Below are 20,794 nucleotides of genomic sequence, written 5' to 3' on the forward strand. Positions count from 1 at the left end.
CCGTTGTATGGCAGTTACGGTTCCCTCCGATGATGAGGTCCCCGGCGTTGGTTCGGAGGAGAGTCGTTTTGGCCCGGAGGATCTGAGGCAGCTGCTGGCGACCTACCTGGGGCCGGAAGAAATCGCCGACGTCGATAGGGCCTACGCGTTCGGCGCCCGAGCTCACGAAGGTCAGCGGCGACTGACTGGTGAGCCCTATATTTATCACCCCCTGGCTGTGGCACGTATCCTTGCCGAAATGCGGCTGGATCATCGCAGCATCATGGCGGCGATTCTTCATGATGTCATCGAAGACACTCCCACTGCCAAAGAGCACATAGCGGAAGAATTCGACCAGGAAGTTGCGGATCTCGTGGACGGTGTCAGCAAGCTGACCCAAATCAACAACAAATCTAAGGCAGAAGCTCAAGCGGAGAGTTTCCGCAAGATGATGTTGGCGATGGTTGAGGACATCCGCGTGATCCTCATAAAACTGGCCGACCGTGTTCACAATATGCGGACCTTGGGTGTGATGCGGCCCGAAAAGCGTCGGCGCATCGCTCGCGAGACGCTGGGCATATATGGGCCTATTGCCAATCGGCTGGGTATGAACAGCATGCGGTTGGAGCTAGAGGATTTGGGCTTTGCCGCCTTGTATCCCCTTCGCTATCGGGTGCTAAGCGAGGCCATGAAGCGGGCCCGGGGCAATCGCAAACGGATTATTCAGCAAATCGAGGAAACCCTATCCGGTGCTCTGGCGGAAGAGGGTATTGAAGCCCAAGTGGCCGGTCGTGAGAAGCACCTATATAGCCTCTACCAAAAGATGCGGAACAAGGAGCTGTCCTTTGCCGAGGTGCTCGACATGTACGCCTGTCGCATTATCGTGGACAAGGTGGACACCTGTTACCGGGCGCTGGGCGTTGCGCACAACCTTTACAAGCCGGTCCCGGGGCGTTTTAAAGACTATATTGCGATCCCCAAAGCCAATGGTTATCAGTCGATTCATACCGTGCTCTTCGGTCCCCACGGTGTGCCCATCGAAGTGCAGATCCGAACCCGCGAGATGGAATACGTGGCAGAAGCCGGCGTGGCGGCTCATTGGCAATACAAGCTCGGTGATGGAAGCGTCAGCAGTCCGCAGCAGCGGGCCCGTGAGTGGTTGCATACGATTCTGGAAATGCAGCGGCGTGCGGGAAACTCCATGGAGTTTCTGGAAAACGTCAAAGTCGATTTGTTTCCGGACGAGATTTACGTCTTCACGCCCAAAGGCAATATTCTTCGCTTACCCGTCGGGGCAACGCCAGTGGACTTTGCCTATGCCGTCCACACCGATGTGGGCAACCGCTGTGCGGCTGCCAAAGTGGACCGTCGTTTGGTTCCGCTAAGTACTTCACTGCGGAGCGGTCAAACGGTCGAAGTTATTACCTCCGATCATGCCCATCCCAATCCCGTTTGGCTCAATTTCATTGTGACCGCCAGGGCTCGCGCCAATATTCGGCACTATTTGAAGAACCTCCGCGAGGAGGAGGCGGCGGCGTTGGGACGTCGGCTGCTGGAGCGTTCGCTGGCACCTTTCCAGTTGTCGCTGGAGCAGGTCGCGCCGGCGGTGTTGGACCAAGTGGTGGCGGAGTTGGATGCCTCGGTGCTCGATGAGCTCCTGGTGGGCATCGGTTTGGGTCAACACATGGCGCCGTTGGTGGCACGTCGCATACTCGATAAATCGGGTGTGGCCGTCGGTGGGGAGGTTTCTGGCTTGTCCATGGACCGAACTCCGTTGGCCATCAAGGGTACTGAGGGCATGGTGGTGACTTACGGTCGGTGTTGCCACCCCATTCCCGGCGATCCCATATTGGGTTTTCTCAGTGCCGGCCGCGGCATCGTGATCCACAAGCAGAACTGTCACAACGTCGGCGAGTTTCGAAAACATCCAGATAAATGGATCGACGTTGAATGGGAGGAGCAACTCAATCGCGAGTTTCCGGTGGAGATCCGCTTGGAGGCCGAGAACCAGCGGGGCGTATTGGCGGTGGTGGCGGCCGCGATCTCCCAGATGGGCTCTAACATTGAACATGTCTCGGTCGAAGAAAAATTCGGCAACAGCTCGGCGCTGAATTTTACGGTGACAGTTCGTGACCGCAGGCATCTGGCGCGAATCATGCGTCGGCTGCGTTCCATGCCCAGCGTCATTCGTATTACGCGGGCCAAATCCTGAACTGCGGCGATTCCGCCGCATCCTGATTTTCCCCCTGGCCTTGATTCGCTTTTTCCCTGTTCGTTCATAATAGGCGCCACGCCGATCCGCACTCACGGCGTGTTGCTAATTTTGGAGGGCTCATGAAACGCGAAGTGATCCATACCGATCGGGCACCGAAGGCCATTGGAACCTACTCTCAGGCGGTACGTGTTGGCGAGACCGTTTATTTGTCGGGCCAGATCCCACTGGATCCTCAGACTATGGAGGTAGTGGGAGGCTCCGTGGAACAACAGATTCGGCAAGTCTTCGTCAATCTATCGGCAGTGGCGCAAGCCGCCGGCGGAAACCTTAAGGATGTGGTTAAGCTAACCATCTATCTGACCGACTTGTCCCACTTTGCGTTAGTGAATTCGGTGATGTCTGAGCATTTTTGCGAACCGTATCCGGCGCGGGCTGCGGTCGGTGTGGCCGCTTTGCCAAAAGGGGTGGCGGTCGAAATGGACGCAGTGATGGTTGTCTGATCAGGATGACAGATACCGCCATGCCACCGGCGCCAGCGGGCAATGGAGCCCGGCGCGCCGTCCCCGACCCCTGGGCAGATATTCGGGGGGTGGGGCCCCGCATCCGCGAGCGGTTGGGGCAACTGGGCATTCATCGGCCGGAGCAGCTTTTGTTTCACTTGCCCATTCGTTACGAGGATCGAACCCGAGTTTGGCCCATCGGGACCGTGCGGGTGGGAGATTTCGTCCAGATTCAAGGCCAAATCGAGCTCAGCCAGATTCAGCAGCGGGGTCGGCGCGCACTGCTGTGCCATGTCTCCGATGGGAGCGGCGCTGTCGTATTGCGGTTTTTTCATTTTTCATCAGCCCAAGCCAAGGCCTTGGCTCGCGGTGCTTTCGTTCGCTGCTTCGGTGAAGTTCGCGCGGGCGCTAAAGGGCTCGAAATGGTTCATCCCAGTTACCAGTTTTTCGAATACGGCGATCCACCGCCTTTGTCGACCACTTTAACGCCCATCTATTCCACCGTGGCCAATCTGGCTCAGCGGCGACTGGCGTCTTTATTGGATGCGATCCTTCCGCAGGCCTCACGTTTGGGCGTTCGGGAGCACCTGCCGACGTCGACGCTTGCGAACTTGGCACTGCCAACGTTGGATGAGGCGATCCGCTACGTTCACCAGCCTCCCCTGGATGCCGACCGGCAGGCGCTGGGCCAAGGCTTGCATCCTGCTCAACGTCGCCTGGCGCTGGAGGAGATGCTGGCCCATCAGATCAGTTTGCGCCGTCTGCGGGCTTCCATGCAGACGCTGGAAGCGCCAGCCCTGACGGCCGGGTCCGGCCTGCGTGATTCCTTGGAATCCCGCTTCGGTTTCACGCTCACGTCGGCACAAAGACGGGTCTTGACCGAACTACTTGCTGATTTGACTCGCCCGCAGCCCATGATGCGCTTGGTTCAAGGCGATGTGGGTAGCGGTAAAACGGCGGTCGCGGCTTTGGCTGCGGCGCAGGCCGTGTCCTCGGGTTTTCAGGTGGCAATGATGGCACCCACCGAGTTGTTGGCGGAGCAGCATTTTCGCAACCTGGATGGTTGGTTCACGCCGTTGGGTGTAACGGTGGCATATATCAGCGGCCGCCAGTCGGCCGCCGAACGCCGGCAAACGCTGGCCGATCTGGCGGGGGGGCGATGCGATGTGGTGGTGGGAACCCACGCGCTGTATCAGGATAGCGTCTCGTTTTCCTCTTTGGGATTGGTCATCATCGATGAACAACACCGCTTCGGCGTTCATCAGCGCCTGGCTTTGCGGGAGAAAGGTTTGGGCGATGGGCGCTATCCTCACCAATTGATCATGACCGCAACGCCCATTCCCCGGACACTGGCTATGAGCGCTTACGCCGATCTCGATTGCTCGGTAATCGACGAGTTGCCGCCGGGCCGTCAACCGGTCAAGACGGTGGTGGTCCCCAATGAGCGGCGGGACGATGTCATCGAACGCATTCGCTATGCCTGCGCGGCCGGCGCACAGGTCTATTGGGTCTGTACTTTGATCGAGGAGTCCGAGCATTTGCAGTGCGAGGCAGCGGAACAGGCGCATGTTCGCTTGCAGGACGCGTTGCCGGAGGTGACTGTAGGCCTGGTGCATGGCCGTATGAAGGCGGCTGAACGGCAAACCGTGATGGATGCGTTTCAGGTCGATCAGATCCAGGTCCTGGTGGCCACCACGGTGATTGAGGTGGGCGTGGACGTACCCAATGCCACTTTGATGGTGGTGGAAAATGCCGATCGATTGGGTTTGTCGCAACTGCATCAGTTGCGGGGACGGGTCGGTCGTGGCGCGGCTGCCAGCTCCTGCGTATTGATGTACCAGTCGCCGCTCTCCGAACAAGGCAAAGCGCGTCTTGGGGTGATGCGGGAGACCACCGACGGCTTCGAGATCGCGGAGAAAGATCTCAAGCTAAGAGGCCCCGGAGAGTTGCTGGGAACCCGTCAGACGGGCAGCCTACGCTTTCGTGTGGCCGATCTGTTGCGCGATGAAGATCTGCTTCCCGTCGCGAAACAATTGGCGGACCGGATGATTGCCACGGAGCCGGGCGAGGCATCCCGGCTGGTGGCGTATTGGTTAGGTGATAATGAACGCTATGCCCAAGCTTAGTGTCCGCGGTGCCGATCGAACCGCGCGCCCCGCCACTGTTTCCGTGCGCGAGCCCCGTTGGGGGGCGCCATCGCAGTACCCCATTCAACGCATTCCTCGCGGTATCCGCTGCGGATTGTTGCGGGTAAACTCCCTGACGGCCCAGTTGCGGGCCTTGTGCCCCGACGGTTTTCGGGTGGCTTTGATTCGCCAGTCAAGAACGCACGTCCGTGTCGGTGAGCGGCGTTTTCTCGGACTGCCAAAAGGGGCGCCGGTATTACAACGCCAAGTCTATTTGGTTTGCCGTGATCGGCCCGTGGTTTTCGCCCATTCCATCCTGCCGGTGGCCAGTTTACGCGGTCATTGGGCCGGGTTGGGGCGCTTGGGCGTGCGGCCCTTGGGCGAAGCGCTGTTCTCCGATCGGAGTGTGCGGCGGGGTCCGCTGCAAGTTGCCCGTTTGGTGTCGCCGATGTCTTTGTACGCCGTTCTGGCCGATGGGGTCGCCGAACCGCCGGCCGAGGTCTGGGGGCGGCGGTCGATATTCCACCTGCCCAACGGGCCGGTGATGGTCAGCGAGTTCTTTTTGTCCGATTACGCGAGTTTGCTTGGATCCGGGTTATGAATGATTCGAATCACTGGATTGGTCGCGCCTTGTCGATTCCGGCCCGCGCAGGCCGCGGAGCGATGGAAACATGGTGGGTCTATGGCCCGACGGTGGTGGAGCGCCTGCGACAGTATGCTCTGTTGATGCGCTGGAACCGCCCCATCGGGGCGTTCTTGCTGCTGTGGCCGGCGCTCTGGGCGCTGTGGATCGCGGGTGAGGGTCACCCGGGCTGGCGGAACGTATTGGTATTCGTCGGTGGTGTCTGGGTGATGCGTTCGGCCGGTTGCGTCATTAACGATTTCGCCGACCGTCATATCGACCCCTACGTGGAGCGAACGCGGGACCGGCCATTGGCCGCCGGGCGAGTCACCGCCCAAGAGGCGCTGGCCCTGTTCGGTCTGTTGGGCGTGATCGCGTTTGGCTTGGTGCTGATGTTGAATCGTTTCACCATCTTGTTGTCATTCGGCGCCTTGTTCCTGGCCGCATCCTATCCTTTTATGAAGCGCTTTACCCATTTGCCGCAGGCCTATCTCGGCTTGGCTTTCGGCTGGGCGGTGCCCATGGCTTTTGCGGCGCAGACCAACCAGGTACCGCCTTTGGCCTGGTTGGTGTTTATCGCCACGGTCTTGTGGTCGACGATCTACGACACCATGTACGGCATGGTGGACCGGGACGACGACATCCAGGTGGGTGTCAAGTCCATGGCGATCCTGTTCGGCGAACTGGATCGTCACATCATTGGCATGCTGCAGCTCACGATGATGTTCGCTCTGGTCCTGATTGGCCGTCGTGCGGATTTGGGTGTGTGGTACGGCATGGGGTTGGTCGCCGCAGCCGGATTGTTTGTGTATCAGCAGTGGCTGATTCGTCACCGCGAAAAGGCGGCCTGTTTTCGGGCGTTTTTGAATAACAACTGGTTTGGCGCGGTGATTTTTGCCGCGATTGCGCTGGATTACTGGCTCAGTGGGGCCTAGGACGTATTAATCGGCCCCTGTTGGTCGTCTCACGAGGAGCGCTCGGCTCCTTTGTTCACCGCTCGCGCCTTTGCCAGAGAATATTATTGGGGCGGTAGGGCGCGCGCCGCTGTCCAGGCTTCAACCTGTTTCGCGCCGGCCGATCGCAAGGCCTTCGCCATCGCGGTCAGGGTACTGCCGCTGGTGTGCACATCATCCACCATCACGACATGTGCCGGTATCTTCCCGATGACCTGAAACGCGTCTGTCAGATTGCGGCGACGGGATGGTAAATCCAGTCGGCTTTGCTCGTCAGTCGCGCGGGCGCGGATGACAGCATTGGTCAGCAGCGGCAAATCCAAGGCGCTTGCAACGGGTCTGGCGATTTCCAATGCCTGGTTGAATCCCCTTTGACGATAGCGGGACGGATGCAGCGGGACCGGCACGATGGCGCTTGGCCAGGGTATGTGGCGCTGGTCTCGCACGGCCTCCAGGATGAGGTGGCCCAGCAGGCGGGCGTGAGTGAGCTTGCCGCGGAATTTGAGGTCGCGAATCAAACGATCCACGGGCAGGGTATAGCGGAATGCGGAGACTGCGAGGTCGAACGGTGGGGGGGCTTTGATGCAGGTCCCGCAAGCCCAAGTGGCCACTTGATCGGCCGCCAACGGTGCAGCGCAGCGTGGGCAGGTCGGCCGATTCCAGGGCAGGTCGTCATGACACCCTTGGCAAAGATCGCGTTCGTTCTTGCCGGCATCGCCGCAGAGCAGGCATTGCGCCGGCAGCAGTTGGCGTTGGATAATCCGCGCTTTGTTGTAAACCCATTTCATCGGAGTTTGGTTGACCGGTGTGCCGTATGCGCCGCCGGCGCATTCATCCGTTTGGTGCCGAATTCAGTCAGGGGTGCGAAATGTTCACGCTTCAACAATTGATCGATCAGCCGCCGCGTCATGATTGGCGTGCCGAGGAAGTCCAGGCGTTGTTCGATTTGTCTTTCAGCGATTTGATGTTCGCCGCCCAATCGGTTCATCGTCGTCATTTTGATCCCAATGCCGTTCAGATCAGCACCTTGCTCAGCATCAAAACCGGCGCTTGCCCGGAAGATTGTGCCTACTGCCCGCAAAGTGTGCACTATAAAACCGGCCTGGAGCGGGAAAAGCTGTTGGATGTTCAGACCGTATTGGCCGCCGCGCAACGTGCGAAAGATGCGGGGGCGACACGCTTTTGCATGGGCGCCGCGTGGCGCAGTCCGCGTGATCGGGACCTGGTTCCCATTGTCGAGATGATTCAGGGCGTTCGTGCGTTGGGGTTGGAGACCTGCATGACCCTGGGGATGTTGACCGCGGAGCAAACTCAGCGCTTGGCAGACGCAGGCCTGGATTATTACAACCACAACCTGGACACGTCCGAAGCGTATTATTCGCAGGTCATTTCCACCCGGACTTATCAAGAACGGCTCGACACGTTGGCCCACGTTCGAGATGCCGGTGTCAAAGTGTGCTGTGGCGGCATCATCGGCATGGGTGAGGGGCTCGAGGATCGCGCGGAATTGCTGCGCACCCTGGCCAATTTGCCGACGCATCCCGAGAGCGTGCCCATCAATCAGTTGGTGCAGGTCGAGGGCACACCGCTCCATGGCCAGGCGGTCGTTGACCCGATTGAGTTTGTGCGTGTGATCGCGGTAGCGCGGTTACTCTTCCCCCGCTCGCATGTTCGCTTGTCGGCCGGCCGTTCCGACATGACCGACGAAACGCAGGCCCTGTGTTTTTTGGCCGGTGCCAATTCGATTTTCTACGGCGACCGCTTGTTGACCACAGAAAACCCGGGTGAAAACCACGATCTGAGACTGTTCGAACGGCTCGGAATTCGGGCCGAAAGCAGACCGGAGTCGGACCCGCTCCCGGTCCATGAGCCCGAAGGCCTGGCCTGTGAACGCGGCTGATCGGCTCGACGCGCTGATCGCACCGGTCATCCAGGCTCGCCGAACCGAAGGGCTGTATCGTCAGCCCCGTCCCCTGGCGCGCCTGGGTGATACGCGCGTCCGCCTGGGAGGGCGCGAATGCACGGTGTTTTGCAGTAATGACTATCTCGGGCTTTCGGGGCATCCCGAAGTGGTTCGGGCGTGGTGCGAAACTGCCGAACACGAGGGTGTGGGCAGCGGCGCATCCCACCTGGTAAGCGGCCACAGTGTCATCCATGCGCAGTTGGAAGAGGCGTTGGCGGAGTTCGTCGGCCGGCCTCGTGCACTGCTCTTCTCGACCGGGTACATGGCCAACATGGGGCTGTTGAACGCCTTGGTGGGCCCAGGCGATGTGGCTTTTGAGGACCAATTAAATCACGCCTCGCTGCTGGATGGCGGTTGGCTCTCACGGGGGCAAATGCGGCGCTATCCCCATCGCGATGTGGCGGCACTGGAGACCGCTTTGAGTGAGCGGCAGGAAGGTCGGGCATTTATTGTCACCGACGCGGTCTTTAGTATGGATGGGGATTTGGCGCCGCTGTCCGAGTTGGTTGCTCTGGCCAATCGCACCGAAAGTCATCTCGTGGTGGACGATGCCCATGGTTTGGGTGTGTTGGGTCCGGGCGGCGGGGGTACGCCCCCGGCGCTGGGTTTGTCCCACGCCGACGTTCCGGTTTATGTCGGCACCTTGGGAAAAGCCATCGGTACCTTTGGCGCTTTCGTGGCTGGCAGCGAGACGCTGATCGACTATCTCATTCAGCGTGCACGAACCTACATTTACACGACTGCTCTGCCGCCGGCGTTGGCCGCAGGCACGATGGCGGCGCTGCAGTTGGCGCGTCGGGAGGACTGGCGTCGTGACAAGCTTTCGGTGTTGATTGCCCGCTTTCGGGCCGGCGCGGAACAATTGGGTTTGCCCTGTATGCCTTCAATGACGCCCATTCAGCCGCTACTGCTCGGCGATGCCAGGGCTGCTCTGCAGATGGGGCAGGCGCTGCTGGATGACGGGTTCCTGGTGACGCCGATTCGCCCACCGACGGTGCCTGCCGGTACCGCGCGTTTGAGAATCACCCTGTCCGCCGCTCATGAAGAATCCGACGTGGATCGCTTGCTGGATGCGTTGGCGCGCCATGCCCACCTGTTGGTCGCTCAAGAGGCGGCTCAATGAGTGAGTCGGCACCTTCGCAGGCCTTCCATTGGCTCGATCGCCGGCTGGCTCGTCGTCGATTCGACCGCGTGGCTGCGGGGTACTCGGCGGCGGATGTGTTGACGGCCGAAATTCGCGTGCGTCTGCTCGAGCGTCTGGATGTGATTCGCCTGAGTCCTAAGCGGATACTGGATCTGGGCTGCGGCGACGGCGGGGCCACCGGCGATCTCTCCCACCGCTACTCGGGCGGGTCTGTGCTCATGATGGACAGCAGTGTGCCCATGCTCCGTCAACGCCCTTCCGGGCGATGGCGATGGCGGGGACCTGCCCGCATGGCGGGTGACGCGCTCGCAATTCCGTTGCGGGACGCCACGATCGACTTGGTGTTCTGCAATTTGTTGCTGCCGTGGGTGGACGATCCGGTGCGGGTGTTTCGGGAGGCTTGGCGTGTGCTTCGTCCGGGAGGGCTCTTGCTTTTCAGCACGCTCGGCCCGGATTCTCTGATCGAGCTTCGACACGCCTTTAGTCAAGTCGATCGTTTCGAGCATGTTCACCCGTTCATCGACATGCATCACTTGGGCGATGCTCTGGTCCAGGCGGGATTCGCCGACCCGGTCATGGATATGGAAATCATCACCCTGACGTATCGGTCCGTGGATGACCTGTTGTCCGATCTCACCGGCAGCGGCGCCCGAAATGCCCATCGCGGCCGCACGCCACATCTGACGACGCCTCGCCAACTTCGGCGCATGGCGGATGAGTACGAGCAGTTCCGTCAGGACGAAGTGTTGCCGGCGACGTTCGAGGTGGTCTATGGGCACGCTTGGATGCCGGAGCAGATCACCGCCCGCCGGCGCACGGCGGGCGACATCTCATTCCCCATTTCACGGCTGAGGCGATCCGGTGGCTGAAATACCCGGTGTGTTTGTGACCGGTACCGATACCGGCGTGGGAAAGACCGTTGCGTCGGTCTTGCTGATCCAAGCTCTTCGGGCGCGCGGCTTCCGGTGCGGTGCGATGAAACCGGTTGCGAGTGGCTGTGAGTCCTCAACCGAGGGGCTGCGGAACGACGATGCCCTGGCCGTGATCCAGGCTGCGGGCCTAGATGTGCCCTATGACCAAGTAAACCCTTATGCCTTTGCGCCCGCCATTGCACCGCATCTGGCGGCTGCCGAGGCAGATACGCCGATTACGTTGGATCGCATTGTCGATACTTACGGGCGTTTTCGGGGTCGAGTCGACTGGATGGTCGTCGAGGGTGCCGGCGGCTGGCGGGTTCCGTTGTCCGAATCGCTGGAGATGGGCGATCTGGCGCGAGCCCTCGGGCTGCCGGTGGTGGTGGTCGTGGGCATGCGTTTGGGTTGTTTGAACCACGCGTTGCTGACGGCGGAGAGTATTTTGGCGGCCGGCGTACCGCTGGTCGGCTGGATCGCCAACTTCTTTGAGCGCGAATTCGAGCGCTCCGATGAGAACACCCGGGCGCTGGAGGTGCGAATGCCGGTGCCTTGTATTGCCCGGATACCGTACTGCCCCGGCTCGCGCGATCATCTATTGGCGCGAACGGCTGTCGATTTGGAGGCGTTGTTGACCAACGCGCCTTCGTTGCGGCGTTCATTTTCTTCGGTTGCGCCGGACGAGTCGATCGAGTAGCATTTCCGCGCTTCGCGTTACGGGAAATCAGGGACATCCGGGATGCGAGGCGACGTGGCCGAAGGGGCGAAAACATGGTGTTTCTCGCCGCGCAACGATGGTGTGAAGTGTGTGATCGGTCGGCGCATAGCAGGCTTGAGACCAAGCTGTTGGCGCTTATTCCCCTCACTTGGCGCGCTGTCGTTCGAGGAGGTCCGGTGCGACCGCAAGAATCCACCGATGACGGTATCCTTTACCGTTGCGTCACGATGCCGAACGGCTCATTAACGCCAGTCGGTGCGGGCCTTTTCCTCGCCGCACTTGCCATACCACTCATCTGCATCTCAGTTGTGGCGTGGCAGGCAGGCGCGTGGTTGATTCTGCCGTTTTCCGGGATCGAGTTCGTGGCAGTCGCGTGGGCTCTGGGCTATGGCATTCGGCAGAGTCGCTATCGGGAGGTGGTTTCGGTCACCGATCAATGGGTACGGGTCGAATCCGGCATTTTGCGGCCCGAGAACACATTGGACTTCGACCGGTTCTGGACGTCCGTCAGTTTAGAGCCACGAAGTGCGTCGTCTTGCGGTCTTCGGTTGTTACTTCGGAATCGCGGACGAAGTATCGAAGTTGGACGTTTCCTGACGGATGATGAACGAAAAGCCCTGGCGGTGCGAATTCAACGCGCGATTGGCCCGATGGGCCAGTAGACGGTCGAAACGTGAGCTTGCGGCGGGTCTCGGTTGGGCTGTCGCAGAGATCAAGAACATTGATATGTTACGGAGTGGATGCGGGATGGCACGGAATAGACTGCGAGGCTGTGGGCTCTGGCTCACCGCCGCAGCATTACTCTCAGCGGTGAGTTGCGTATGGGCTGAAAGCAGCATCAATATGCCTGTCGGTGTAACGGAAATCAGCCGAGAGGTCTATGGTCTGCACATGACCATTCTCTGGATTTGTACGGCGATCGGCGTATTGGTGTTTGGCGCCATCATCTACTCCATCATCAGATTTCGGAAATCCGCCGGTGCGGTTCCGGCGCAGTTTCATGAGAATACCGCCGTTGAGATCGTTTGGACGATCGTTCCTTTCATCATCCTGATCGCCATGGCGATTCCCGCTGCTGGTACCTTGATCAAGATGGAGGACACCAGTAATTCGGACCTGACCATTAAGATCACCGGTTACCAGTGGAAGTGGCACTACGAGTACCTGGATAGCGGGGTTTCTTTCTTCAGCTCACTGGCGGCGGACAGCAACGCCGCCCGGCAGCTGGGGGCCGATGTGGCGTTGGAAAGCGTCGATCACTATCTTCTAAACGTAGACAACCCGGTCGTCGTTCCGACGGGCAAAAAAGTTCGCTTTTTGATTACGTCCAACGACGTACTCCACGCTTGGTGGGTTCCGCAGCTGGCTGTCAAGAAAGACGCAATTCCCGGGTACATCAATCAGTTTTGGGCGAAAGTCGATGAGCCGGGTGTTTACCGGGGGCAGTGCGCCGAATTGTGCGGCCGCGACCACGGTTTCATGCCGGTAGTTGTCGTCGCTAAAACACCTGAAGAATATGACGCTTGGCTGGCCGAGCGACAAACGGGCGCGTCAGTTGCCCAACGGAATGACCGCCAGTTGGCGGCAATTTCCGCAGCGCGGTAAGAGTCAACGGAGGTAAATGACAGTGAGTGGACATTCCGAAGCACACGCTCATCACGACCATGGGCCCGATCCAAAGTTCTTCCGCCGTTGGCTGACCACCACGAATCACAAGGACCTCGGTGCCTTGTATATGTGGCTAAGTCTCGTCATGTTCCTCATTGGCGGTGCCATGGCGCTGGTCATCCGGGCTGAATTATTCCAACCTGGCATGCAGTTTGTCGCCCCGGAATTCTTTAACCAGATGACCACACTCCACGCGTTGATCATGGTTTTCGGCGCGGTGATGCCGGCCTTTGTCGGGCTGGCGAACTGGATGCTTCCGGTGATGCTCGGTGCGCCTGATATGGCGTTGCCGCGGATCAACAACTGGGGCTTTTGGATTCTGCCGTTCGCCTTTTCCCTATTAATTATCACCCTGTTTATGCCGGGTGGCGGACCGGCTTCCGGCTGGACGCTGTACCCACCGCTGTCACTGCAAACCGGTATGGCATTCCCGTTCATGATTTTTGCAATTCATCTGCTGGGTGTTTCGTCAATCATGGGCGCCATCAATGTGGTCGCGACCATTCTCAATCTCCGCGCGCCGGGCATGACCCTGATGAAAATGCCCATGTTCGCCTGGGCTTGGTTGATCACTGCCTATCTGTTGATCGCCGTTATGCCGGTACTCGCTGGCGGCGTGACCATGTTGCTGACCGATAAATATTTCGGTACCAGTTTCTTCAATGCCGCAGGGGGCGGTGATCCGGTGCTTTTCCAGCATATTTTCTGGTTCTTTGGGCACCCGGAAGTTTACATCCTGATTCTGCCATCCTTCGGGGTTGTCTCTCAGATTATCCCCACGTTCTCGCGTAAGCCGTTGTTCGGCTACGCATCGATGGTCTATGCAATGGCCGCCATTGCATTTTTGTCCTTCATCGTATGGGCTCACCACATGTTTACGGTTGGCTTGCCGCTTGCAGCCGAGCTGTTTTTCATGTTCGCTACGATGTTGATCGCGGTGCCCACCGGGGTGAAAGTATTCAACTGGGTGGCCACGATGTGGCGTGGGTCATTGACCTTCGAGACGCCGATGTTGTTTTCACTGGCGTTTCTTTTCCTGTTCACCATCGGTGGTTTTTCCGGCTTGATGTTGGCCATGGCCCCAGCGGATTTCCAATATCACGACTCCTATTTTGTCGTCGCCCATTTCCACTACGTTTTGGTGCCGGGCGCCATCTTCGCCATCATGGCGGGCGTGTATTTCTGGATTCCAAAATGGACCGGAAATATGTATGACGAAAGGCTCGGCAAGATTCATTTCTGGCTGTCCACGATTGGGGTCAATCTCACATTCTTCCCCATGCACTTCTCCGGCTTGGCGGGGATGCCACGTCGAATTCCCGACTACGCGCTGCAGTTCACCACGTTCAATCAGATCTCTTCGGTGGGTGCTTTCCTGTTCGGCTTTTCCCAACTGTTCTTTATTTACGTGATTATCAAGTGCATCCGTGGGGGTGAGAAAGCAACCGATCGCGTCTGGGACGGTGCCGAAGGGCTGGAATGGACGCTGCCTTCGCCTGCTCCTTATCACACCTTTGAAACGCCGCCTGTGGTCAAGTAAACGGTGAGTTCTAGGTGGGGTTTTGTGTGCATGACTGACAGTTCTGTAGATCGGCCCGACCGACGTGCGGCAGTTCGCCGCACGCTGGCAATCCTGGTGGTGCTTGCTATCGGGGTCTATGTGGCGTTTTTTATCGCCATGGCGCTGAGATAGTTCGTGGCAAGAGGGTCTAGAGTGTGAAGTCCAAGGTCAGCCATCGCGCGGTCATTGCCAGAACCCTGGCGGCTGTTGTGGCGATGTTTGCTTTCGGTTTCGCCTTGGTTCCGCTTTACGATGTTCTGTGTGACATCACCGGTTTGAATGGTCGGATCGATCTGGAGGTCGCCGAGACCGTTGAGGCCGCCGACGTTGATTATTCTCGCTTGGTGACGGTCGAGTTTGTCGCGAACCGGAATAGTTACTTGCCTTGGGAATTCAATTCGACCGTCAGCAAGCTCGAGGTACATCCCGGGCAGATGCATACGGTGCAATACTACGCCAAGAACTTGCAGGATCGCCCGATGGTCGGCCGCGCAGTTCCCAGCGTTGCACCGGGCACGGCATCGAAGTATTTGCACAAAGTTGAGTGTTTCTGTTTTACCGAGCAGGCATTCGATGCCAGTGAGTCCAAGTATATGCCGGTTCAGTTCTACATTGATCCGGATTTGCCGAAAAGCGTCGATACCGTCACCTTGGCCTACACGTTTTTCGACGCGACGGAAGAAGCAAAAGTGTCATTGCGCGATTGACGGAGGCCGGTTCGGTGGTGCTGTGTCGAAGCGGGTTCCTGAAACGGATATTTAACGATTTTTAGCAGAAGGGGATGATGATGGCGGAAGCGTCTCACAACAAGGACGTCTATTTTGTGCCGGATCCCAGTTACTGGCCGATTATCGGTTCCGTGGGATTGTTTCTGTTGTTTTTCGGAGTGTCCTCCTCCTTGAGCGGCATCGACTCCGGGTTCTGGTTCAGCCTCGTGGGCGCGGCCATTTTTGTCGTGATGCTGTTCGGCTGGTTTGGGGCCGTTATCCGAGAAAATCTGGCGGATCTTTACAACGCACAGGTGGATCGAACCTTCCGGTGGGCCATGGGTTGGTTCATCTTTTCGGAGGTGATGTTCTTCGCCGCTTTCTTCGGCGCCCTGTTCTATGCGCGAAACTTCTCCGTGGCCTGGTTAAGCGGTTCCGGTGCCGAGTCGCTGACCAATTTGCTGATCTGGCCCGGCTACGAGGCGGCTTGGCCGACCAACGGTCCCGCTAATGTGGGTGGTGAGTTCGAAACCATCAGCGCCTGGGAACTGCCAGCCTTGAACACTGCGCTATTACTGACCAGCAGTTGGACGCTGACTGTCGCCCACCATGCTGTCAAGGATGCTGCCAATCGTAAGGCTACCCTGTGGTTGGCCGCGACGGTTGCCCTTGGGGTCGCGTTCCTATTTTTTCAGGTCGAAGAATATATCCATGCCTATCAGCACCTGAATCTGACCCTGGGGTCAGGTATTTATGGGTCGACGTTTTTTATGCTGACGGGTTTTCATGGTGCCCACGTGACGCTAGGCACGCTCATGCTGTTCGTGATCATGTTACGCACGATGCGTGGGCATTTTCGACCGGATCGCCACTTCGCGTTCGAAGCGGTTGCGTGGTATTGGCACTTTGTTGACGTGGTTTGGCTTGGGTTGTTTATTTTCGTTTATATCGTCTGAGCCATATCTCGCCGGATCAGGGCCCTGTCGGGTGCGGACCGTTGCGCCCCACAGGGCTCCGTGTTACTTAGCCGTTAAACATTTATCGGGGATTTTTCGCTGTCGATGAATCGGGCGGTGCCAAATGGATGCCGTGTGGCTCGATGACACCGGTTGCGATGCCCAGCATGATCATGACGAACAGCGCGATGGACAGGCCGATGCGCCATTTGAGTGCGTTCAATGTGCGGCCGGACTGCCCATCATCTTTCAGGAGATAGTACAGACCGGAGCCCAGGCTGAATACGATAGCCGCGAATACAGCCAGTATGATGATTCGCAAAAGCATTGAAGATTCTGTCTCGTTTTCCGCTGACCCATCGTGGGGAGTGGCCTTTGCCGGCCGTGGTGGTGATCTCTTTCAATGGCGGTTAAGCCAAGCCCGAAAACGATGTGGATATTTCCAATTGGCCAGTATATCGCAACGTGATCAAAGGCCCTAACCGCGCCAATCGCATGACCCCAATCCCCTTCTTGGTCCGCGTACTTCCATACCTGGTCGCCTTGGCGTTCTGCGGGCTTTTTGTGGTCTTGGGTTTTTGGCAAATGGGGCGCGGTCATGAGAAAGCCGATTTGCTCGCGGAGTATGCCCGTTCGCTGGATGATGATTCTTTGGCGGTGTCGTCTATCGAGAGCATTGAGGCGTTGGATCAGGGGGCGTTCGTGTTTCGTCGCGTCGAAGTACGAGGCGAGTTCGACCCTGATCGGCAGATGCTGTTAGACAATCGTATCGTCAACGGTCGCGTCGGTTTCGAGGTGTTGACGCCACTGCGGCTGGAAACGGGCGAGTATCTGATCGTCAATCGAGGTTGGGTGCCTTTAAACGGAACTCGAGCGCAGCTGCCGGAGATTGACGTTCGCGCCGGTCCTCAGGCAATAACCGGCACACTTCGTCGTTTCCCGCGGGCCGGGTGGAATTTCGAGACAGATGCCAGCGCGGGTAACTGGCCGCGAATTGTTCAATATCCTGACCATTCGGACGTCTCCGAGTTGCTCAGTGCCCCGGTGGCGCCTCTGGTACTGTTGCTCGACCCCGATTCGGGGCCGGGATTTGTCCGTCGCTGGCAACCCGAGGTGATGCCGCCCGAACGGCACTACGGTTATTCGGTCCAATGGTTTGCCTTGGCGCTAACGGTCGCGGTGGTGATCTTGGTACTGGGATTGCGTCGTTTGAGAAAGTGAATCGTTCATGAGTGAATTGGAAAGTCGTGAGTCAGGCCCGCGCCGCTCAGGTCAGTTAAAGTTGGTATTTTTGGCGTCGCTGTTTTTTGGACCTTTGGCCATCGCCTGGGTTTGGTATGCCCATGTTGACCAATGGATGCCCGAGCAGCGAGGGAATCACGGTACCTTGATTTCGCCGGCACGGCCCTTGAACGATGTGCGCTTGATAACGCCGGACGGTGAAGGACTGGACCTGGAATTCTTCCGCCATTATTGGACGCTGGTGGTTTTCGGTAATGAGAATTGTAACCCGGCTTGCCAGCAGCAGCTGTATCTCACACGCCAGGTGAGAACGCGGCTCGGACGCGAGTCTCATCGGGTTCAGCGCCTGCTGATTTTGCCGGCCGATAGGTCTGTCGCTGGCGGGTTCGAGGGGCAGGGCGATTTGACCGTGGGTGTCGTCTCGGACACGGGAGCGAAGTGGCTGGAGGCGTTCCGGGTGGCACCATCCGATGATCCGGTAGGCTCGTTACGTGTCTATATCGTCGATCCATTGGGGAATGTCATGATGTATTTTGCAGCCGAAGCGCCGCCGGAAGACCTTTATTTGGACCTCAAGCGCCTCTTGCGCATTTCCCGGATCGGATAGTCACCATGCGTCAGACTTTGTTTTTTCGGTTACTGATCTTCGCCTTGTTGCTCACCACCGGTGTTGTCGTGCTGGGCGCCTATGTCCGTTTGTCCGATGCCGGTTTGGGTTGTCCTGATTGGCCGGGGTGTTATGGAAATATGATTGTCCCGTCGGACCCCGACACCGTGACCGAAGCCAATGCGAGCTATCCCAACCGTGCCATGGAAGCGGACAAGGCCTGGAAGGAGATGATTCATCGTTACTTCGCAGGTCTGCTCGGCATGCTGGTGTTAGCCTTGGCCGTGATCGCATGGAGAAATCGAAGCGATCCGCGGCAACCGACGGTTTTGCCTTGGTTTCTGGTCGCTCTGATTGTCTTTCAGTCGATGTTGGGCATGCTGACGGTCACGTGGTTGCTCAAACCCCTCATCGTGATGGGCCATCTGCTGGGCGGATTGGCGACTTTGTCCCTATTGTGGTGGTTGGCGCTGCGCACCGGGCGGTTATTTTCGCCCGCTAACTATCCCGAGTCCGACCGCTGGCGCTTCTTGGCCGTGGTGGGATTGGTGGTTGTCGTTTGTCAGATCGCTTTGGGCGGCTGGACCAGCGCCAACTACGCGGCGCTCGCCTGCCCGGATTTTCCCACCTGCCAGGGTCGTTGGTGGCCGGAGACCGACTACGGGGAGGCTTTTACCCTCTGGCGCGGCATTGGCGTTGACTATGAGGGCGGTGTGCTGGACAACGCCGCACGGGTGGCGGTACACCTGACACATCGCATCGGTGCGGTGGTGACGTTTCTCTATTTGGGGCTGTTTGGCCTATGGCTCTGGCGTAAGGGCGATCAATCTGCGGTGCGTAATGTGGGTTTGGCGCTTTGCCTTGTGCTGACGTTACAGGTCGCGCTGGGTATTACGACCGTGATTGGCCATCTTCCGTTGCCCGTGGCAGTAGCCCACAATGCGGGGGCGGCTTTGTTGCTTTTGACTACCGTTGCCGTCAATCACGTGCTCAGATCTGGCGGGGAACCGGCGCCATGGACGTAAGTGCGGACATGAGTTTCGCTCGCCAAGTGCGGGCGTTTTACGATCTGACAAAACCTAAAGTGGTCGCACTGATCGTTTTTACGGCGGTGGTGGGCATGTTACTGGCGACACCGGGGGCCGTGCCTTTTGCCGTTTTTTTCTACGGCACATTGGGGATCGCGCTGGCCGCCGCTTCCGCCGCCGCGGTCAATCAGATACTCGACCGCCAAGCCGATGCCCGAATGGCGCGCACCCAGCGCCGACCCATTCCCACCGGGACGCTCAGCGTGGGATCCAGCATGATGTTTGCGATTTTGCTGGGGTTGGCGTCCATGGTGATTTTGACCACCCAGGTCAATGCCCTGACGGCCGTTTTAACGTTTGCTTCTTTGATAGGCTACGCGGTGGTTTATACGCTCTACTTGAAGCGTGCGACACCGCAAAATATCGTCATCGGTGGGGCCGCCGGTGCGGCACCTCCAGTTCTGGGGTGGACCGCTGTGACCGGTTCGCTAGACCCGAACTCGCTGTTGTTGTTTCTCATTATTTTCGTCTGGACGCCGCCCCATTTTTGGGCTTTGGCGATCCATCGAGTGGGCGACTACGAAAAAGCCGACATTCCCATGTTGCCGGTTACCCACGGGGTTGAATTTACCCGGCTGCAGATCCTGCTCTACACGATATTGTTGCTGGCGGTGAGCGTGATGCCCTATGTCACGGCGATGAGCGGTCTACTGTATCTCATCGGCGCGCTGATTTTGGGCTCGGTATTTTTGTACTACGCCCTGGCGCTGAAATTTTTCCCGCGCCCGGAGTTGCCGATGAAAACCTTCGGTTATTCCATCACCTATCTGATGGGCCTGTTCGCGCTGTTGTTGGTCGACCACTATTTGCCGTTATTGGGTTTTGCCTGAGATCACGGCGCGCTCTGCTGCACTTGGCAGGGCGGATTAGTTCTCCCGCCCGAAAGACTTGCGCAGTTTCCGGATGGCATTGTTTTCCAATTGCCGGATGCGTTCTGCCGAGACCTCGTACTTGTCGGCCAGCTCCTGCAACGTGGCTTTGGGTTGGTTGATCCAGCGCTGGATCAAAATATCCCGGCTGCGAGCATCCAGCGTTTCCATGGCATTGGTGAGTTGACGCTGGCTATAGGCGTCCCAATCCTCCTGCTCATAACGCATGGCCGGATCGTCACGCTCATCGGTCAAATACTGCGCCGGCGAGAAGCTGGCCGCTTGATCGTCGCCTTCGGCAGTCGATAGCGGATCGAAGCCTACATCCTGTCCGCTCAGACGCGATTCCATTTCCAGGACGGTTTTCGCCGGAACGCCGAGGTCCTGGGCCACGGCTTCGACTTCCTCCGCGTTGAACCATCCCAGTCGTTGTTTGGAACTGCGCAAGTGGAAGAACAATTTGCGTTGGGCTTTGGTGGTGGCGACTTTTACGATGCGCCAGTTGCGGAGGATGAATTCATGCATCTCCGCTTTGATCCAGTGCACCGCGAACGAGACCAAACGAACGCCAACGGTCGGATCGAACCGTTTGACCGCCTTCATCAATCCCACGTTGCCTTCCTGAATGAGGTCGGCCTGGGGCAGCCCGTAACCTGAATAGCCCCGCGCGATATGTACCACAAAGCGCAAATTCGAAATAACCAGTTTTTCCGCGGCATTCAAGTCGTGGTGGTCGCGCCAGCGGGTGGCGAGTTCCTGTTCTTGCTCGCCGGTCAGCACCGGGATTTGGCTGATTCTGGCGATATACGCTTCCAGGCTTCCAATCGGACTGGGCAGTTGATTTGAAGTGACGGTTAGCGCGTTTACATCGCTCATAGATGAAAAATCCTCCCATGTGCCGGAACGTACGGGTCACATCGCTCAATTTTAGCAGTCGCAGTTTTAGAGTGCCAAAGTCTCTTCGA

21 protein-coding genes and 1 pseudogene are annotated in these 20,794 nt (G+C 58.4%); 19 read left to right on the forward strand and 3 right to left on the reverse strand.

The features are described from left to right. Positions 1-7: 7 nt before the first annotated feature. The 5 genes from spoT (at position 8) to ubiA (ending at position 6,377) form a co-directional block, all read left to right on the forward strand. On the forward strand, positions 8-2,191 hold the full coding sequence (spoT, locus tag SVU69_06260; GenBank protein ID MDY6942605.1) for a bifunctional GTP diphosphokinase/guanosine-3',5'-bis pyrophosphate 3'-pyrophosphohydrolase: 2,184 nt from the start codon (positions 8-10) through the stop codon (positions 2,189-2,191). Positions 2,192-2,313: 122 nt separating this feature from the next. Then, complete coding sequence (locus SVU69_06265; GenBank protein ID MDY6942606.1) at positions 2,314-2,694, forward strand: RidA family protein; 381 nt, start codon at positions 2,314-2,316, stop codon at positions 2,692-2,694. A gap of 5 nt (positions 2,695-2,699) precedes the next feature. Further along, entirely contained in the window at positions 2,700-4,820 is a 2,121-nt protein-coding gene (recG, locus tag SVU69_06270) for an ATP-dependent DNA helicase RecG (GenBank protein MDY6942607.1), read from the forward strand. Further along, entirely contained in the window at positions 4,807-5,421 is a 615-nt protein-coding gene (locus tag SVU69_06275; protein MDY6942608.1) for a chorismate lyase, read from the forward strand. Before recG ends, SVU69_06275 begins: the two co-directional genes overlap by 14 nt. A gap of 92 nt (positions 5,422-5,513) precedes the next feature. Further along, positions 5,514-6,377 carry a 4-hydroxybenzoate octaprenyltransferase gene (gene ubiA / locus SVU69_06280; protein ID MDY6942609.1) on the forward strand — a complete coding sequence of 288 codons (864 nt, stop codon included), beginning with the start codon at positions 5,514-5,516 and terminating at the stop codon, positions 6,375-6,377. Positions 6,378-6,460: 83 nt separating this feature from the next. Here the strand turns inward: ubiA and SVU69_06285 are convergent, their stop codons facing one another. Further along, entirely contained in the window at positions 6,461-7,183 is a 723-nt protein-coding gene (locus SVU69_06285; GenBank protein ID MDY6942610.1) for a ComF family protein, read from the reverse strand. A gap of 80 nt (positions 7,184-7,263) precedes the next feature. Here SVU69_06285 and bioB point away from each other — a divergent pair, with 80 nt between their 5' ends. The 10 genes and pseudogenes from bioB to SVU69_06335 all read left to right on the forward strand — a co-directional run bounded on the left by bioB (position 7,264) and on the right by SVU69_06335 (position 16,023). Beyond that, positions 7,264-8,295 carry a biotin synthase BioB gene (bioB, locus tag SVU69_06290; protein MDY6942611.1) on the forward strand — a complete coding sequence of 344 codons (1,032 nt, stop codon included), beginning with the start codon at positions 7,264-7,266 and terminating at the stop codon, positions 8,293-8,295. Beyond that, on the forward strand, positions 8,282-9,481 hold the full coding sequence (bioF, locus tag SVU69_06295; protein MDY6942612.1) for an 8-amino-7-oxononanoate synthase: 1,200 nt from the start codon (positions 8,282-8,284) through the stop codon (positions 9,479-9,481). Before bioB ends, bioF begins: the two co-directional genes overlap by 14 nt. Continuing rightward, positions 9,478-10,371, forward strand: a complete 894-nt coding sequence (locus tag SVU69_06300) for a methyltransferase domain-containing protein (GenBank protein MDY6942613.1) — start codon at positions 9,478-9,480, stop codon at positions 10,369-10,371. Before bioF ends, SVU69_06300 begins: the two co-directional genes overlap by 4 nt. Continuing rightward, entirely contained in the window at positions 10,364-11,110 is a 747-nt protein-coding gene (gene bioD, locus SVU69_06305) for a dethiobiotin synthase (GenBank protein MDY6942614.1), read from the forward strand. Before SVU69_06300 ends, bioD begins: the two co-directional genes overlap by 8 nt. 197 nt (positions 11,111-11,307) lie before the next feature. Next, positions 11,308-11,793, forward strand: a complete 486-nt coding sequence (locus SVU69_06310) for a DUF2244 domain-containing protein (protein MDY6942615.1) — start codon at positions 11,308-11,310, stop codon at positions 11,791-11,793. A gap of 181 nt (positions 11,794-11,974) precedes the next feature. Then, positions 11,975-12,673 (forward strand): annotated as a pseudogene (gene coxB, locus SVU69_06315) (cytochrome c oxidase subunit II). 79 nt (positions 12,674-12,752) lie between these two features. Further along, complete coding sequence (ctaD, locus tag SVU69_06320) at positions 12,753-14,339, forward strand: cytochrome c oxidase subunit I (GenBank protein MDY6942616.1); 1,587 nt, start codon at positions 12,753-12,755, stop codon at positions 14,337-14,339. Between the two features lie 30 nt (positions 14,340-14,369). Then, complete coding sequence (locus SVU69_06325) at positions 14,370-14,492, forward strand: hypothetical protein (protein ID MDY6942617.1); 123 nt, start codon at positions 14,370-14,372, stop codon at positions 14,490-14,492. A gap of 23 nt (positions 14,493-14,515) precedes the next feature. Then, complete coding sequence (locus SVU69_06330; GenBank protein ID MDY6942618.1) at positions 14,516-15,067, forward strand: cytochrome c oxidase assembly protein; 552 nt, start codon at positions 14,516-14,518, stop codon at positions 15,065-15,067. Between the two features lie 80 nt (positions 15,068-15,147). Then, positions 15,148-16,023 carry a cytochrome c oxidase subunit 3 gene (locus SVU69_06335; GenBank protein MDY6942619.1) on the forward strand — a complete coding sequence of 292 codons (876 nt, stop codon included), beginning with the start codon at positions 15,148-15,150 and terminating at the stop codon, positions 16,021-16,023. 82 nt (positions 16,024-16,105) lie between these two features. Here the strand turns inward: SVU69_06335 and SVU69_06340 are convergent, their stop codons facing one another. Beyond that, positions 16,106-16,351 (reverse strand): twin transmembrane helix small protein, encoded by a 246-nt coding sequence (locus SVU69_06340; GenBank protein ID MDY6942620.1) that lies wholly within the window; start codon positions 16,349-16,351, stop codon positions 16,106-16,108. A 167-nt stretch (positions 16,352-16,518) separates the two neighbouring features. Between SVU69_06340 and SVU69_06345 the strand changes: the two genes are divergently transcribed. The 4 genes from SVU69_06345 to cyoE are packed head-to-tail and all read left to right on the forward strand — an operon-like array spanning position 16,519 to position 19,790. After that, entirely contained in the window at positions 16,519-17,244 is a 726-nt protein-coding gene (locus SVU69_06345; protein MDY6942621.1) for an SURF1 family protein, read from the forward strand. A 7-nt stretch (positions 17,245-17,251) separates the two neighbouring features. Then, on the forward strand, positions 17,252-17,872 hold the full coding sequence (locus tag SVU69_06350; protein ID MDY6942622.1) for a hypothetical protein: 621 nt from the start codon (positions 17,252-17,254) through the stop codon (positions 17,870-17,872). Positions 17,873-17,877: 5 nt separating this feature from the next. Continuing rightward, on the forward strand, positions 17,878-18,897 hold the full coding sequence (locus SVU69_06355) for a COX15/CtaA family protein (GenBank protein MDY6942623.1): 1,020 nt from the start codon (positions 17,878-17,880) through the stop codon (positions 18,895-18,897). Further along, a complete protein-coding gene (gene cyoE, locus SVU69_06360) occupies positions 18,888-19,790 on the forward strand; it encodes a heme o synthase (protein ID MDY6942624.1) in 903 nt (300 codons plus the stop codon). Before SVU69_06355 ends, cyoE begins: the two co-directional genes overlap by 10 nt. 36 nt (positions 19,791-19,826) lie before the next feature. On the opposite strand, the gene rpoH is transcribed toward cyoE, so the two are convergent. Then, complete coding sequence (gene rpoH / locus SVU69_06365) at positions 19,827-20,705, reverse strand: RNA polymerase sigma factor RpoH (GenBank protein MDY6942625.1); 879 nt, start codon at positions 20,703-20,705, stop codon at positions 19,827-19,829. Positions 20,706-20,794: the final 89 nt, after the last annotated feature.

Source organism: Pseudomonadota bacterium, from assembly GCA_034189865.1.
Taxonomy (GTDB): domain Bacteria; phylum Pseudomonadota; class Gammaproteobacteria; order UBA5335; family UBA5335; genus JAXHTV01.

What these genes read in the sequence shown, in the direction of transcription:
- SVU69_06325 (MDY6942617.1), top strand. Translation starts at nt 14,370, where the DNA reads ATGACTGACAGTTCTGTAGATCGGCCCGACCGACGTGCGGCAGTTCGC.
- SVU69_06340 (MDY6942620.1), bottom strand. Translation starts at nt 16,351, where the DNA reads ATGCTTTTGCGAATCATCATACTGGCTGTATTCGCGGCTATCGTATTC.
- SVU69_06275 (MDY6942608.1), top strand. Translation starts at nt 4,807, where the DNA reads ATGCCCAAGCTTAGTGTCCGCGGTGCCGATCGAACCGCGCGCCCCGCC.
- SVU69_06335 (MDY6942619.1), top strand. Translation starts at nt 15,148, where the DNA reads ATGGCGGAAGCGTCTCACAACAAGGACGTCTATTTTGTGCCGGATCCC.
- SVU69_06265 (MDY6942606.1), top strand. Translation starts at nt 2,314, where the DNA reads ATGAAACGCGAAGTGATCCATACCGATCGGGCACCGAAGGCCATTGGA.
- cyoE (MDY6942624.1), top strand. Translation starts at nt 18,888, where the DNA reads ATGGACGTAAGTGCGGACATGAGTTTCGCTCGCCAAGTGCGGGCGTTT.
- bioB (MDY6942611.1), top strand. Translation starts at nt 7,264, where the DNA reads ATGTTCACGCTTCAACAATTGATCGATCAGCCGCCGCGTCATGATTGG.
- spoT (MDY6942605.1), top strand. Translation starts at nt 8, where the DNA reads ATGGCAGTTACGGTTCCCTCCGATGATGAGGTCCCCGGCGTTGGTTCG.
- rpoH (MDY6942625.1), bottom strand. Translation starts at nt 20,705, where the DNA reads ATGAGCGATGTAAACGCGCTAACCGTCACTTCAAATCAACTGCCCAGT.
- SVU69_06345 (MDY6942621.1), top strand. Translation starts at nt 16,519, where the DNA reads ATGACCCCAATCCCCTTCTTGGTCCGCGTACTTCCATACCTGGTCGCC.
- SVU69_06285 (MDY6942610.1), bottom strand. Translation starts at nt 7,183, where the DNA reads ATGAAATGGGTTTACAACAAAGCGCGGATTATCCAACGCCAACTGCTG.
- recG (MDY6942607.1), top strand. Translation starts at nt 2,700, where the DNA reads ATGACAGATACCGCCATGCCACCGGCGCCAGCGGGCAATGGAGCCCGG.
- SVU69_06355 (MDY6942623.1), top strand. Translation starts at nt 17,878, where the DNA reads ATGCGTCAGACTTTGTTTTTTCGGTTACTGATCTTCGCCTTGTTGCTC.
- SVU69_06300 (MDY6942613.1), top strand. Translation starts at nt 9,478, where the DNA reads ATGAGTGAGTCGGCACCTTCGCAGGCCTTCCATTGGCTCGATCGCCGG.
- SVU69_06350 (MDY6942622.1), top strand. Translation starts at nt 17,252, where the DNA reads ATGAGTGAATTGGAAAGTCGTGAGTCAGGCCCGCGCCGCTCAGGTCAG.
- ctaD (MDY6942616.1), top strand. Translation starts at nt 12,753, where the DNA reads ATGACAGTGAGTGGACATTCCGAAGCACACGCTCATCACGACCATGGG.